The sequence below is a fragment of the Arthrobacter sp. C152 genome (assembly GCF_054890965.1).
Genome location: NZ_JBTZSU010000007.1, coordinates 1 through 13,553, shown reverse-complemented (window position 1 = coordinate 13,553; position 13,553 = coordinate 1). Strand labels below are relative to the sequence as shown.

Below are 13,553 nucleotides of genomic sequence, written 5' to 3'. Positions count from 1 at the left end.
TGAGGCGCCGCCTCGGCGGGCCGGTGTGATGATCATCGCAAACACTATCAGCAGCCTTGTCAAGGGGAGCGGAAGGCGCCATCCGGGAGCCCTCACGGCCCGGCCCGCGGCGCCGGAAACCGGGCCCGTGGTAACAAAAAGGTTACTATTGAAGGCAAACCCCCGCTGATGATAGGTGATCCCTTGCGTTTAAAGACTGCAGTCGCACTCGTGCTGCTCGGCCTCCTGACACTTTTGGCCGGCATCGGCCAGAGGACCATCTGGGCTCCATCGGAGACATTCACTGCCGCCGTCCCGGCTGGCACCGCTGCCGCTCCACTGACCGTCATCGACCAGAAACTGCGGACCCTCCACGAGGGCCCGGTCAAGGTGACCGTCCAGGGCGACGGGAACTTCATCCTGGCCGCAGGCAGGCCGGACGACGTCCAGGCCTGGGTCGGCCAGACCGCACACAACACCATCTCGGGGGTTTCCGAGGACGAAAAATCCCTGCAGGTCGAACACGCGGACGGTGACGCCACCGCGCCGAACCCCGCCGGATCGGACCTCTGGGTTTCCAGCGAGAACGCCAGCGGCGAACTGGAATACACCTGGACCCCGCCCGCCGACGGCGACTGGACCCTGCTGCTTGCCGCCGACGGCACCAAGCCAGCCCCGGCCTCGGTGTCCATGACCTTCCCGAACGACACGTCCACCCCCTGGGCCGTTCCCCTCATGGTGATCGGCGGCCTGCTGATTCTGGGCGGCATCGCCCTGGCCGTGCTTGCCGGCCGCCACAAGGACGGCGGTGCCGGCGGAGAGGGCGACCGCGGGGTCAGCGGCTACGTACAGCGCGCCCGTGCCCGCAACCAAGCCAAGTCTTCCTCCAAGGTGACCATGCTGGCTGCGGGCCTGACCGCTGCCGTGCTGGCGGGAACCGCCGCCGGCGCCCAGGCCGCCAGTCCGGCGCCGACCCCCAGCGGGAACGCTTCTTCACCGGCGGCTGCCGGCGGCCAGGCGGTGCTGCTGGACTCGCAGTTCCGCCGCATCCTGGAGCAGGTCTCCAGCGCCACGGACGCAGGCGACGCCGCCAAAGACGCTGCGAAGCTCGCGGAGCGGGTGGCCGGTCCGGAGCTGGAAGTCCGCACGCAGAACTACAAGATCCGCTCGCAGGTGGGATCGTACGAGCCCCGCATGCCGGTGCGCTCCACCAAGCTGCTGACCACCGTGGTCACCAGCGACCGGAACTGGCCGCGGTCGGTGCTGGCTGTGACCCAGGGCGACGGCAACGTGGTCCCGCAGATCCTGACCCTGGTGCAGAAGTCGCCGCGCGAAAACTACAAGCTGACGGAGACCACCCCGCTCCAGCCCGGGACCACCTTCCCGACCATCAACCGGGGAGGCACCCAGACCCTGGCCCCCGCGGACAAGGCCGGCCTGCTCTACAGCGGCGAGGAGGCCATGTCCGGCCTGGCGGACAGGCTGACGTCCGCCGACTCGCCCTTCAAGGACAAGCTGGTGGAGGGCGACTCGTCGCCGTACATCGCCGACACCCTGTCCTACCAGGCGGAGGTGGCCAAGGCCGGCGAGAACGGCAACTTCACCTTCACGCACAAGGTGGTCCCCGAAAGCACCGTGGTGTTCCGCACCTCGGACGGGGGCGCCCTGGTCCTGGGCCGGATCAACTTCGGCTTCGAGGGGACCCCCAAGGCCTCCGGCGACAAGCTCACCATCGGTGACGACGCTGCCGCCCTGGCCGGCGGCAAGGAAACCACCACGGGCATGGTCCTGAGCTTCGCCGAATCCATGGCGGTCTACGTTCCGCCGGCTGGTTCCAGTGACCCGATGAAGCTCATTGCGGCCACCCGCGGCCTGGTCGGGGCCAGCTTCAAGTAGCCCCTGACTGTATTACCACCGGCGGCGGCCGGAGTGGCTAGAGTGGGAATCATGAGTTCGCCAGCTTCCCGTCCAGTCCCTCCTGCCGCCGCCAACCCGATTAACCTGCGCGGCGCCGTCGACCTCTCATCGCTGAAGCGCCCGGCAGCTCCTTCCGGCGCCCAGCCCGGTTCCGGCGCCGGGGCGGCCCCGCCGGCGCAGGCCGGCGGACCGGCGGGTGGACCGGAACTGAAGGTCAACGTCACCGAGGCCAACTTCCAGCAGCTAGTGGAACTGTCCGCGCAGGTGCCGGTGGTTTTCGCGCTGTGGGCCTCCTACTCACCGGAGTCCGCGCGGATGCTCGAAACCCTGGATCGCGTGGTTGCCGGCTACGGCGGCCGGCTGGTCCTCGGTGCCGCCGACATCGAAGCCTTCCCGCAGCTCGCCCAGGCCTTCCAAGTGCAGGCCGTGCCCACCGCCGTCGCGGTCCTGAAGGGGCAGCCGGTGCCGCTCTTCCAGGGCGCAGCGGACGAGCAGCAGGTCCGCGGCCTGTTCGACGAACTGCTCAAGGTGGCCGCCGCCAACGGGGTCACCGGAAGCCTGAACGGGGGAGCGGCCGACGCGCAGGAGCCGGCGCCGCTTCCGCCGCTGCACCAGGCCGCCTTCGACGCAATCGAGGCCGGCGACTACACAGCCGCCGCCGAGGCCTACCGCCAGGCCCTGAAGGAAATGCCCTCCGACCACGACGCCAAGGCAGGGCTGGCGCAGGTAGAGCTGATGGCGCGGCTGCAGCCGTTGTCCGCCGGGGACAGCGAAGGCCTCCGCGCGTTGGCCGCCAACGAACCGGACAACCTGGAGGCCCAGCTTGGCGTGGCGGACCTGGATGTCGCCGGCGGCCACGTCGACGACGCCCTGAACCGGCTGGTGGCCTTCATCGGCAGGAACTTCGGCCCGGAGCGCGAAACCGCCCGGATCCGGCTGCTGGAACTGTTCGACGTGGTGGGCGCCGCTGACGGGCGCGTCGCCAAGGCACGGCAGGCGCTGGCCCGGGTGCTCTTCTAGTGCCGGGCCTGTTCGATCCCCTGGCCCTGCGCTCCCTCGAGCTGCAGCACCGGGGCTGGGTCTCACCCATGTGCCAGTACAGCTGCGATCCCGACGACGCCCCCGGCGTTCCCAACGACTGGCACCTGGTGCACCTGGGCGGGTTCGCCGTCGGCGGCGCCGCGCTGATCCTCACCGAAGCGGCCGCCGTGAACGCCCAGGGCAGGATCAGCCCACGGGACGCCGGGCTGTACAACGACGAGCAGGCCGGGGCCTGGCAGCGGATCATCAGCTTTGTCCACCGGAACGGTTCCGCCAAGGCCAAAATCGGGGTGCAGCTGGCGCACGCCGGCAGGAAGGCGTCCACGTACTGGCCCTTTTCCGGCCGGCACGGCAGCGTCCCGGCGTCCGACGGCGGCTGGGACACCGTGGGCCCGTCGGCCACGGCCTTCGAGGGCTACGCCGCGCCTGCGGCCATGAGTGAAGAGCAGATCCAGGACGTCATCGCCGATTTCGCGGCAGCCGCGGCCCGCGCTGTCGAGGCAGGCTTTGACACCGTGGAAATCCACGGTGCGCATGGCTACCTGCTGCACCAGTTCCAAAGCCCGCTGATCAATTCACGCGAGGACCGTTGGGGCGGCGACGAGGCAGGCCGCAACCGGCTGACGCTCGCCGTGGTGGACGCGGTCCGGGCCGTCATTCCCGATTCGATGCCGCTGCTGCTGCGGATCTCGGCAAGCGACTGGGCTCCGGGCGGGGTGGAACTTCCTGCCTCTGTCCGCCTGGCGCGGGAAGCGGCTGCGCACGGCGTGGACCTGGTGGATGTCTCCAGCGGCGGGGCCGTGGCCCACCAGAAGATCACGCCCGGGCCCGGCTACCAGACAGGGTTCTCGGCCGCGATCCGCGCTGAGGCCGGTGTCCGCACCGGAACCGTGGGGTTGCTGACCACGCCGGGGCAGGCGGAGCACGCCATCGCCACGGGCCAGGCGGACGGCGTCTTCATCGCCCGGGCGGCGCTGCGGGACCCGCACTGGTGGCTCCGCGCGGCCTTCGAACTGGGCCACGACCTCGCCTGGCCGCCGCAGTACGAGCGCGCCGTTCCGCGGCGCACCTTCTGAGGCCGGTCCGCAGATGACCGGCCGGCCCGCGCAGGCAGGGCAGGCCCGGCCAGGTCAGCCCAGGAGGTCATCCACGTAGCACCAGCGCCACAGCTCACCCGGTTCGATGCTGCGCATCACGGGGTGGCCGGTCTCCCTGAAGTGGCGGCTGGCATGCCGGCCGGGGGAGGAATCGCAGCATGCCACATTTCCGCATGCCAGGCACATCCGCAGGTGGACCGGGGACGTTCCCTCCCGTACGCAGCCAGCACACGAGGGGTTGGCGGGGGCCGGGGCCGGCATGGCGGCCGTGAGGTGGGCGCACACGCCGCCCGGCTGGGACAGGCCCTCGCCGCCGCCGTCCACCCCGGTCCCGAGTTCGTGGAGGGACGCGTCGAGCATGGACTCCTCGACGTCCAGCCGTTCCAGGACCTCACTGAGCACCTCATGCGCGAAGTCCCCGCCGCGCCTGAGCTCCAGGATCTTGTCGCGTTCAGCCTCGAGCATTGCCATCCGGAGTTGTGCATAGCGCTGGCTGGGGGTGGCTGCCTCCGAGCCAGGCCTGCCCAGCCGCTCCCACGCCGCTAGCCCGCGCTCCTGGGTGCGCCGCCTGAGCATGTCCGTGACCTCCGGCGGGTCGCTGTCGCGGCGCAGCTGCTCAAGCCGTTCCATCCCGGCGGCGGTGGCCAGTTGCATCAGTGCGGCCTGGTTCAGGGCGTCCTCGCGTTTGTCCGGTCCGGGCACTCCCAGCACCCGGATCAGCGCCGGCAGCGTGAACCCCTGGAGCACCAGGGTCCCGGCCACCACCACCATGGCGGCCAGGACCAGGACGTTGCGGTGTTCCAGGCCGTCCGGCAAGGTCAGGACCGCCGCCAGGCTCACCACACCGCGCATGCCGGCCCAGGAGACAATGGCGGCGAACTGCCAGGGTGGCGCCGGGTCCTTCCGGCGCACAGCGGGGACCAGGCGGGGCAGATAGGTGGCCGGAAAAACCCAGACGGGCCGCAGCAGCAGCACCGCGAGCAGGATCACGGCGCAGCCAAGCCACACCCGGCCTGCCCCCAGCGAGTCATCCTGGACGCTGTCGATGATGCTGCGTACCTGAAGGCCGATCAGGAGGAACACCGCGTTCTCCAGCAGGAACTGCACGGTGTCCCAGTTGCTCCGGGCGCTTTGCCGGGCGGCCCCGTTCGGCATGGAGGGCGCCTTCGTGCCCATGGCCAGGCCGGTGACGACGACGGCGAGGACCCCCGACGCGTGGATGGCCTCCGCGGGGAGGAAGGCGACGAAGGGGGCCATCAGCGATGTCGAGGTATTGATGGCCACGTTGCTGATCCGCTTCCGGATTTCGGTGAGGACATATGCGGCAGCCAGTCCCACTGCCAGGCCGCCGCCGGCTGCCAGGACGAAACCGCCGGCCACATCCAGGGCGGACACGGAACCGGCGATGGCCGCCACCGCGGCGCGCAGGCACACCAGTGCCGTGGCATCGTTGACCAGCGATTCACCTTCCAGGATGTTCACGATGCGCCGGGGCATGCCGACCCTGCGCGCGATGGCCGTGGCGGCCACGGCATCCGGCGGGGCCACCACCGCGCCGAGGGCTATTGCTGCGGCGAGCGGGATTTCCGGGAACAGCCACCACACCACCAGGCCCACGGCCAGCGTGCCGAAGATGACGTAGCCCACCGACAACAACCCGATGGAACGCCGGTTCGATGTGAAGTCGAACAGCGATGTCCGGAACGCGGCCGCATACAGCAGCGGCGGCAGCAGGCCGACCAGCACCAGCTCGGGGTTCAGCTCCACCGGCGGGATGAACGGCAGGAAAGAGGCTGCCACGCCCGCCACAACGAGCAGCAGCGGAACCGGGACGTTGACCGTGCGGCCAAGGGCGCTTGCGGCGCAGACCACCGCAACGATGGCCAGCAGGCCCAGCGCAATATCCATGAGGTTAGTCTGGCACCGACCGCCCACCGTGAGGCTAGGCTGAGCGGTATGACAACTCCGATGCCCGGCCGCGCCCCGGAGGCGGTACCCGTTGCCGCGCTGTCCATCCGTGGCCTGGCCAAACGGTTCGGCGGAAAAATCGCCGTGGAAGGGATCAGCCTGGAGGTCCCGGCGGGTTCGTTCTTCGGAATCGTGGGGCCCAACGGCGCCGGCAAAACCACCACGCTGTCCATGGCCACCGGGCTCCTGCGCCCCGACTTCGGCACTGCCCTGGTCCACGGCGTGGACGTCTGGCAGCATCCACTGGACGCCAAACGGCTGATGGGAATCCTGCCCGACGGGGTGCGGCTTTTCGACCGCCTGACCGGAGAGCAGCTGATCACCTACGCGGGGCTGCTGCGCGGGATGCAGCGGGACGTGGTGGCGGCCCGGGTGGGGGAGCTGCTGGCCGCCATGGACCTCACCGAGGACGCCGGGACGCTGGTGGTGGACTACTCGGCGGGCATGACCAAGAAGATAGCGCTCGCCTCCGCCATGATCCATGCGCCGCGGGTGCTGGTGCTCGACGAACCCTTCGAAGCCGTCGATCCCGTGTCGGCAGCCAACATCCGCTCCATCCTGGACCGCTACGTCGCGTCCGGGGGCACCGTGATCGTGTCCAGCCATGTCATGGACCTCGTCCAGCGGATGTGCGACCACGTGGCGGTGGTTGCCCGCGGCCGCCTTCTGGCCGCAGGAACCGTGGACCAGGTCCGCGCGGGAGCTTCCCTGGAGGACCGGTTCGTGCAACTGGTGGGCGGCCACAGCCACACGGAGGGGCTGGAATGGTTGCGCACCTTCTAAGGCTCAAGCTCACGCTGCTGCGCAACGGGCTTCGCCGCAGCCGCTGGCAGCTGGTGGGCATGGCCATCGCCGGGCTCTATGCGCTCGGTGTGGTGGCGACGCTGATCCTTGCCCTGGTCCTGCTGCGCACAGCCAGCCAGGAAATCGCGCACACCGCGGTGGTCCTGGGCGGAGCCGCAGCCGTGCTTGGCTGGGGCATCATTCCCTTGGTGGCGTCCGCCACGGACATGACCCTCGACCCCGCCCGCTTCACCACCTTCGCGATCCCCATGCCGCAGATGCTGGCCGGGCTGGCCCTCGGCGGCCTGATCGGGATCCCCGGGCTGGCTACCCTGCTGGTGGCGTTGTCCACGGTCGTGACCTGGTCGCGCGGCGCGCTGCCGGCGCTCGCCGCCCTGCTGGGTGCGTGCCTGGGTGTGATGACCTGCGTGGTGCTGGCCAAGGTGGCCACCACCGCGACGGCCAGCCTCGCCGCATCCCGGCGCTTCAAGGACACCAGCTCCATCGCCTTCATGGTGCCCCTGGTCCTGCTCGGCCCCATCGTGGCAGCCGTGGGCCGCGGCATCTCCGCCTCCGCCGGGTTCCTGCCCGACTTTGCCCGCACGCTCTCATGGACTCCCCTCGGCGCGCCGTGGGCCCTGGCCGGCGATGTGGCGGCCGGCCGCGCAGGGTCCGCTGCGCTGAAACTGCTCCTTTCCCTGGCGACCCTCGCCGCCCTGGCCTGGTGCTGGAAACTGCTCCTGGAGCGCGCACTGGTCACGCCCCCGTATGCCGGCGGCACGAAGCGCAAGGGCAGCCGGCTGGGACTGCTGGGTGTTCTGCCGGCAACTCCCGCCGGCGCCGTCATGGCACGGTCGCTCACTTACTGGCTCCGCGACCCCCGATATTCCGGATCCTTGGTGGTCATTCCGCTGCTTCCTGTGGTGCTGGCGTTCCAGGGGACGCAAACCGGGAACTACGGCAGCCTGGCCTTCCTGGCCCCGCTGTCCGCCTTCATCCTGGCCTGGTCCATTTCCGCCGACGTGTCCTATGACAACACGGCGTTCGCCCTGCACCTGGCCACAGGCGTGTCCGGATTGGCGGACCGGCTGGGCAGGGCACTGGCCTGCCTGGCCTTTGCGTTGCCGGTGGTGCTGGTGTTCTCGGTGGGCTACGCCGCCTTCAGCCACGACTGGGCGGCCCTTCCCGGCCGCCTGGGATTCAGCCTGGGAATACTCTTCACGGGCCTTGGCCTGTCCTCGGTGGTCTCGGCCCGCTACACGGTCACGGTTCCGCTGCCCGGTGACAGCCCGTTCAAGAAGCCGCCCGGCAACGTGGGGCAGACCCTGGCCGTGCAGTTCCTGGGCATGGCCGTCCTGGGTGTCCTGGTCCTGCCCGAAGCTGCGCTGCTGCTGGCTGAGGGGATCACGGGCAACGCTGTCTTCGGCTGGCTCACCCTGGGCGCCGGCGTGGTGCTGGGGCTGCTGCTGTTCGGGGCCGGTGTCCGGCTGGGCGGCAAATGGCTCGACGCCCGGGGACCGGACCTCCTGGCGCAGGTTTCGGTGAACCGCTGACAGTTACGGAAGGGAACAGCATGGAAGTAGTCATCCTCGGCGGCAGCAAACAGATTGGCAGGCTGGCGGCGGACGCCATCGAGGAACTGGTCCGGCGCAAGCCGGACGCGGTCCTGGGCCTGGCCACCGGTTCCTCGCCGCTGCCCGTCTACGACGAACTGGCGGCCCGGCACGGTGCGGGCCTGGATTTCAGCCACACGTCGGCCTTCGCCCTCGACGAATACGTGGGGCTGCCGGCGGGACATCCGGAGTCCTACCGGGAGGTGGTCCGCAGGGAATTCACCAACCGGGTCAACATCGCCCCCGGGAACGTCCACGGGCCGGACGGCGCCGCCACGGACATCCCGGGTGCCTGCGCGGCCTATGAAGAGGCGATCCGGACGGCGGGCGGAATCGACCTGCAGTTGCTGGGCGTCGGCACGGACGGCCACATCGCGTTCAACGAACCTGGTTCCTCCTTTGCCTCACGGACGCGGATCAAGAGCCTCATCGAGCAGACCCGCCGGGACAATGCCCGGTTCTTCAAGAGCCTGGCCGAGGTGCCCCACCATGTCCTGACGCAGGGCCTGGGCACCATCATGGAAGCCCGGCATGTGATCCTGCTCGCCACGGGCGCGCAAAAGGCGCAGGCGGTCCGTGACTTCGTGGAGGGGCCGGTGGCCGCCATCTGCCCGGCGTCGGTGCTGCAGTTCCATCCCCACGCCACCGTCCTGGTGGACGAGGCCGCCGCTTCCTCCCTGCGGCTCGCCGATTTTTACCGGCACACCTACGACCACAAGCCCGCCTGGCAGGGCCTGTAGCACCGGCCGGGGCCGTGCGTCCCATGCCGGACAGGGCGGCGGCGGCCCCCGCGGGAGGCCGGTTTCCTCGTCCCGGGGGCGTGCCGCCGTCGGACGCCGGGCCGGTGGAACGGCTAAGATGGGTGGCATGACTAGCATGACGGACCCTCTCGAAAACGACCCGATGCGCGAGCTTTCCGGGGCTGGAACGTCCACGGCCACCATTGAGCGCGAGGAACTGCGCCAGGAAGTGGAACCGGGGGACCGGGAGCGCTTTTCGCACTATGTGCGGAAGGAAAAGATCATGGAGTCGGCGATGACCGGCGAGCCCGTCATCGCGCTGTGCGGCAAGGTCTGGACGCCGGGCCGGGATCCCAAGAAGTTCCCGGTATGCCCCACCTGCAAAGAGGTGTACGAGGGCCTGCGCCCGGGCAATGACGGCGGCAAGGGTCCCGGAGGGGACTCGGGCAGCAACAAGTAGTGACGGAGACGCTCTTTGGCGGCCCCACCCTGCCTCCGGCTTATCCGGAACGTGCAGCCTGGGGAACCGCCCCGAAACTCCGTGCCTGGCAGCAGGAAGCCCTCGACCTTTACCTGAAGAACAGTCCGCGCGACTTCCTCGCGGTGGCAACCCCTGGCGCAGGCAAGACCACGTTCGCGCTGCGGATCGCCTCGACGCTCATCGACTCCGGGGCGGTCAACCGGGTCACGATCGTGGCCCCCACGGACCACCTTAAGCGGCAGTGGGCGGACGCGGCAGCCCGGGTGGGCATCGCCATCGACCCCAACTTCAAGAACTCCGACGGCCAGCACGGGCGCGGGTTCATCGGCGTGGCCGTCACGTACGCCCAGGTGGCCAGCAAGCCGCTGCTGCACCGCGCCAAGACCGAGGCCGCCCGCACCCTGGTGATCCTGGACGAAATCCACCACGGCGGCGAGGCCCTGTCCTGGGGCGACGGCCTGCGCGAGGCGTTCGATCCCGCGGTGCGCCGGCTCGCCCTGACGGGTACGCCGTTCCGTTCCGACACCTCGCCCATCCCGTTCGTAGAATACGCCGAGGACCGGGACGGCATCCGGCGTTCCAAGGCCGACTACACGTACGGCTACGGCAACGCGCTGCGCGACCACGTGGTCCGGCCCGTGATGTTCATGGCTTACTCCGGCCAGATGCGCTGGCGCACCAGTGCCGGTGAGGAGATGGCGGCGTCACTGGGCGAGGCCGCGGTCACGAAGGACATCACCAGCCAGGCATGGCGGACCGCCCTTAACCCGGCCGGTGAATGGATCCCCGCCGTCCTGGCCGGTGCCGACAAGCGCCTCAGCGAGGTCCGGCGCACCGTTCCCGACGCCGGTGGCCTGGTCATCGCCACCGACCACGAGGACGCCCGCGCCTACGCCGGCCAGCTGAAGAAGATCACGGGCGAGTCGCCCACGGTCATCCTGTCCGACGACGCGAAGGCCTCCAGCAAGATCGAGGAGTTTTCCGCCGGCGACAAGCGCTGGATGGTGGCGGTGCGCATGGTGTCCGAAGGCGTGGACGTTCCCCGCCTGTCCGTCGGTGTCTACGCCACATCCACCTCCACGCCGCTGTTCTTCGCGCAGGCCGTGGGCCGCTTCGTGCGTGCCCGCAAGCGCGGCGAGACGGCGTCGGTGTTCCTGCCCTCGGTCCCTACGCTGATGGCGCTGGCCAACTCCATGGAGATGGAACGCGACCACGCCCTGGACCGGCCGGAGAAGGAGGACGGCGACGGCCTGTTCAACCCCGAAGACTCGCTCATGGCGGAGGCCAACCGCGAAGACAAGGCCTCGGACAGCCTGACCAAGGGCAAGTTCGAGGCGCTGGACTCGCAGGCTTCCTTTGACCGCGTGTTGTTCGACGGCGGCGAGTTCGGCACCGGCGGCGAGGTGGGGTCCGACGACGAGATGGACTTCCTGGGCATCCCCGGGCTCCTCGACGCCGAACAGGTGGGGACGCTGCTGCGGCAGCGCCAGCACGAGCAGCTGAACAGGAAGAACCGGAAAGCCGCACCGGCCGCGGAGCCCGCCGCGCCAGCCGTTCCGGACCACCGCATGCTGATGGACCTGCGCAACGAACTGGCCAAGAACGTGGCTGCGTGGGCTGCCAGGACCGGCACGCCCCACGGTGTGGTGCACACGAAGCTGCGGACGGTCTGCGGTGGACCGCCGGTCGCCCAGGCCAACGAGGAACAGCTGCAGGCGCGGCTGCGGAAGCTCCAGGACTGGTTCATCGGCCGCAAGTAGTGCTCAGGCGACGTCCACGCCGCCGAGCTCCATTTCAGCCACCGCCTCTTCGAGGTCCTCGGCGATGCCTGCGGTCAGTGACCTGAGGACGGTCACGCCGTAGCCTGCCTGGACCGCGTCTAGCGAGGTGGCCTTCACGCAGTAGTCGGTGGCGATGCCCACCACCACCACGTCCTCGACGTCGTGGCTCTGCAGCCAGTCATCCAGTCCGATGGCGTCCCCGTCGGCCAGCCGTTCAGCGTCGGCGGCGGCGGCCAGTCCGCCGGGTTGCCGTTCACCGGTGGGGACAGCGTCTTCGGGTGCCAGCAGCCCTTCGAAACCGGAGTACGCGGCGGCGTACTGCCCCTTCCGGAAGTAGGCCTGGATGTATTCGGTGTCGAGGTCGGGGTGCAGCTCCGCGCCCCGGGTGCCGGCCACGCAGTGCGGCGGCCAGCTGTCCTTGTAGTCGGGAGTGTCGGAAAAATGGCTGCCGGGATCGATGTGCCAGTCCTGGGTGGCCACCACATGGTCGAACTGGCCGTGGTGGGCGTCCAGGTATTCGCTGATGGCACCGGCCACGGCCGCGCCGCCGGGGACAGCGAGCGAACCGCTCTCGCAGAAATCGTTCTGGACGTCAACGATGATCAAGGCCCGGGACATCAGTCCTCCTCAGTTGTCTTCATAGAGAGTGGGGATCGCAGCCTCGCCGCGCTGGAGCCGGTTGACCACCGGCGGCAGTTCCGCCATTGACTCCGCGTGCCGCTGGCGGGCCCGCACCACTCCCTCGTGGCCGGTCCATCCCGGCAGCAGCTCGCCGTTCTTCATGAACTGCTGCAGCAGCGGCCGGTCGTTGCCGTCGTCCTCGGGACGATGGGCCACGCCCACCACTTCAGCGGTGGCGGTACCGCGCTCGTTCAGCTTGCGCAGCGCGTATTTCCGCCCGCCGACGCTCGCCTTGTTCTTGGCTGCCTTGGCCACGGACACGAAATTCCCGTCGTCGTCCGTGCGGCTGACGAGCTTGTACACCATGCTGGCGGTAGGGGCCCCCGAGCCTGTCACGAGCGAGGTGCCCACGCCGTAGGAGTCCACCGGTGCGGACTGCAGCGCTGCGATGGCGTACTCGTCAAGGTCGGACGTGACAACGATCTTGGTGTTTTCGTTGCCGAGGTCATCCAGCAGCCGGCGCACCCACTGCGCCTGGTCCACCAGGTCGCCGGAGTCCAGCCGGACCGCGCCCAGCCGGTGCCCGGCCAGGTCAACGGCCGTGCGGACAGCCTTTTCGACGTCGTACGTGTCCACCAGCAGCGACGTGCCCTCGCCAAGCGAGGCTATCTGCGCCTCGAAGGCGTCCCGCTCAGTGTCATGCAGCAGGGTGAAGGAGTGGGCCGCGGTGCCCACGGTCTTCACGCCGTAGCGGATACCGGCCTCGAGGTTGGACGTGCTGTCAAAGCCGGCAATGATTGCCGCCCGTGCCGATGCCGGGGCCGCTTCCTCGTGCGTGCGCCGTGACCCCATTTCGATGCAGGGCCGGCCGTGCGCGGCACTGACCATCCGGGACGCGGCGGAGGCGATGGCGGTGTCGTGGTTAAGGACGGAGAGGATGTACGTCTCCAGCATGCACGCCTCTGCAAACGTGCCCTCGACAATGAGGATCGGGGAGTTGGGGAAGTACGCCTCGCCTTCCGCGTAGCCCCAGATATCGCCGGAGAACCTGTAGTCGCGCAGGTATTCCAGAGTCTCCGCGTTAACTACCCGGGTACGTTCCAGGAATTCCAGTTCCGCCTCGCCGAAGCGGAAGTTGGCGATGCCTTCCAGGAGGCGGCCCGTGCCTGCCACGATGCCGTAGCGCCGGCCGTCCGGCAGCCGCCGGGCGAACGCCTCGAACACGGACCTGCGGTGCGCCGCGCCCGAATGGAGGGACGCCTGCAGCATGGTCAGCTCGTAGTGGTCGGTGTAAAAGGACGTGCGGGGATGCTCCCAGCCGGCTGAGGTGCTCACGAAAATCACTCTATCCCCCACCGCCTCCCACGTCTCGCTTCGCTTCGCCGCGGGGCCCTCGACGGCGTGGCCCTCCCCACCGCCTCCCACGTCTCGCTTCGCTTCGCCGCGGGGCCCTCGACGGCGTGGCCCTCCCCACCGCCTCCCACGTCTCGCTTCGCTTCGCCGCGGGGCCCTCGACGGCGTGGCCCTCCCCA

The 13,553-nt window shown here is 69.5% G+C and carries 11 protein-coding genes; 8 read left to right on the top strand and 3 right to left on the bottom strand.

Annotated features, from left to right (window positions below; translation table 11 throughout):
- The first annotated feature begins 168 nt into the window (after positions 1-168).
- From ACYSM9_RS06850 to ACYSM9_RS06840, 3 genes are read left to right on the top strand one after another with little or no spacing between them, the layout of a single operon-like run.
- The gene (locus ACYSM9_RS06850) at positions 169-1,875 is read left to right on the top strand and encodes a hypothetical protein (protein ID WP_461856233.1); all 1,707 of its coding nucleotides are present in this window, start codon (positions 169-171) and stop codon (positions 1,873-1,875) included.
- A gap of 51 nt (positions 1,876-1,926) precedes the next feature.
- Positions 1,927-2,916, top strand: a complete 990-nt coding sequence (locus ACYSM9_RS06845) for a co-chaperone YbbN (RefSeq protein ID WP_461856232.1) — start codon at positions 1,927-1,929, stop codon at positions 2,914-2,916.
- A complete protein-coding gene (locus ACYSM9_RS06840; protein ID WP_461856231.1) occupies positions 2,916-4,013 on the top strand; it encodes an NADH:flavin oxidoreductase/NADH oxidase in 1,098 nt (365 codons plus the stop codon). The genes ACYSM9_RS06845 and ACYSM9_RS06840 overlap by 1 nt, the downstream gene beginning before the upstream one ends.
- 54 nt (positions 4,014-4,067) lie before the next feature.
- Here ACYSM9_RS06840 and ACYSM9_RS06835 read toward each other — a convergent pair whose 3' ends face one another.
- On the bottom strand, positions 4,068-5,942 hold the full coding sequence (locus ACYSM9_RS06835; protein WP_461856230.1) for a Na+/H+ antiporter: 1,875 nt from the start codon (positions 5,940-5,942) through the stop codon (positions 4,068-4,070).
- A 48-nt stretch (positions 5,943-5,990) separates the two neighbouring features.
- Between ACYSM9_RS06835 and ACYSM9_RS06830 the strand changes: the two genes are divergently transcribed.
- The 5 genes from ACYSM9_RS06830 to ACYSM9_RS06810 all read left to right on the top strand — a co-directional run bounded on the left by ACYSM9_RS06830 (position 5,991) and on the right by ACYSM9_RS06810 (position 11,379).
- Positions 5,991-6,785 (top strand): ABC transporter ATP-binding protein, encoded by a 795-nt coding sequence (locus ACYSM9_RS06830; RefSeq protein WP_461856229.1) that lies wholly within the window; start codon positions 5,991-5,993, stop codon positions 6,783-6,785.
- Complete coding sequence (locus ACYSM9_RS06825) at positions 6,767-8,338, top strand: transporter (RefSeq protein ID WP_461856228.1); 1,572 nt, start codon at positions 6,767-6,769, stop codon at positions 8,336-8,338. Before ACYSM9_RS06830 ends, ACYSM9_RS06825 begins: the two co-directional genes overlap by 19 nt.
- Before the next feature lie 20 nt (positions 8,339-8,358).
- Entirely contained in the window at positions 8,359-9,138 is a 780-nt protein-coding gene (nagB, locus tag ACYSM9_RS06820) for a glucosamine-6-phosphate deaminase (protein WP_461856227.1), read from the top strand.
- Between the two features lie 118 nt (positions 9,139-9,256).
- Complete coding sequence (locus tag ACYSM9_RS06815; RefSeq protein ID WP_461856226.1) at positions 9,257-9,598, top strand: DUF3039 domain-containing protein; 342 nt, start codon at positions 9,257-9,259, stop codon at positions 9,596-9,598.
- On the top strand, positions 9,598-11,379 hold the full coding sequence (locus ACYSM9_RS06810) for a DEAD/DEAH box helicase (RefSeq protein WP_461856225.1): 1,782 nt from the start codon (positions 9,598-9,600) through the stop codon (positions 11,377-11,379). The genes ACYSM9_RS06815 and ACYSM9_RS06810 overlap by 1 nt, the downstream gene beginning before the upstream one ends.
- 3 nt (positions 11,380-11,382) lie before the next feature.
- Here ACYSM9_RS06810 and ACYSM9_RS06805 read toward each other — a convergent pair whose 3' ends face one another.
- Complete coding sequence (locus tag ACYSM9_RS06805; RefSeq protein WP_461856224.1) at positions 11,383-12,018, bottom strand: isochorismatase family protein; 636 nt, start codon at positions 12,016-12,018, stop codon at positions 11,383-11,385.
- A gap of 9 nt (positions 12,019-12,027) precedes the next feature.
- Positions 12,028-13,356, bottom strand: a complete 1,329-nt coding sequence (locus tag ACYSM9_RS06800) for a nicotinate phosphoribosyltransferase (RefSeq protein WP_461856223.1) — start codon at positions 13,354-13,356, stop codon at positions 12,028-12,030.
- Positions 13,357-13,553: the final 197 nt, after the last annotated feature.

Excerpts from the sequence above, each read along its gene's own strand:
- ACYSM9_RS06850 (WP_461856233.1), top strand. The coding sequence starts at position 169 with ATGATAGGTGATCCCTTGCGTTTAAAGACTGCAGTCGCACTCGTGCTG.
- ACYSM9_RS06830 (WP_461856229.1), top strand. The coding sequence starts at position 5,991 with ATGACAACTCCGATGCCCGGCCGCGCCCCGGAGGCGGTACCCGTTGCC.
- nagB (WP_461856227.1), top strand. The coding sequence starts at position 8,359 with ATGGAAGTAGTCATCCTCGGCGGCAGCAAACAGATTGGCAGGCTGGCG.
- ACYSM9_RS06825 (WP_461856228.1), top strand. The coding sequence starts at position 6,767 with ATGGTTGCGCACCTTCTAAGGCTCAAGCTCACGCTGCTGCGCAACGGG.
- ACYSM9_RS06835 (WP_461856230.1), bottom strand. The coding sequence starts at position 5,942 with ATGGATATTGCGCTGGGCCTGCTGGCCATCGTTGCGGTGGTCTGCGCC.
- ACYSM9_RS06805 (WP_461856224.1), bottom strand. The coding sequence starts at position 12,018 with ATGTCCCGGGCCTTGATCATCGTTGACGTCCAGAACGATTTCTGCGAG.
- ACYSM9_RS06845 (WP_461856232.1), top strand. The coding sequence starts at position 1,927 with ATGAGTTCGCCAGCTTCCCGTCCAGTCCCTCCTGCCGCCGCCAACCCG.
- ACYSM9_RS06815 (WP_461856226.1), top strand. The coding sequence starts at position 9,257 with ATGGGTGGCATGACTAGCATGACGGACCCTCTCGAAAACGACCCGATG.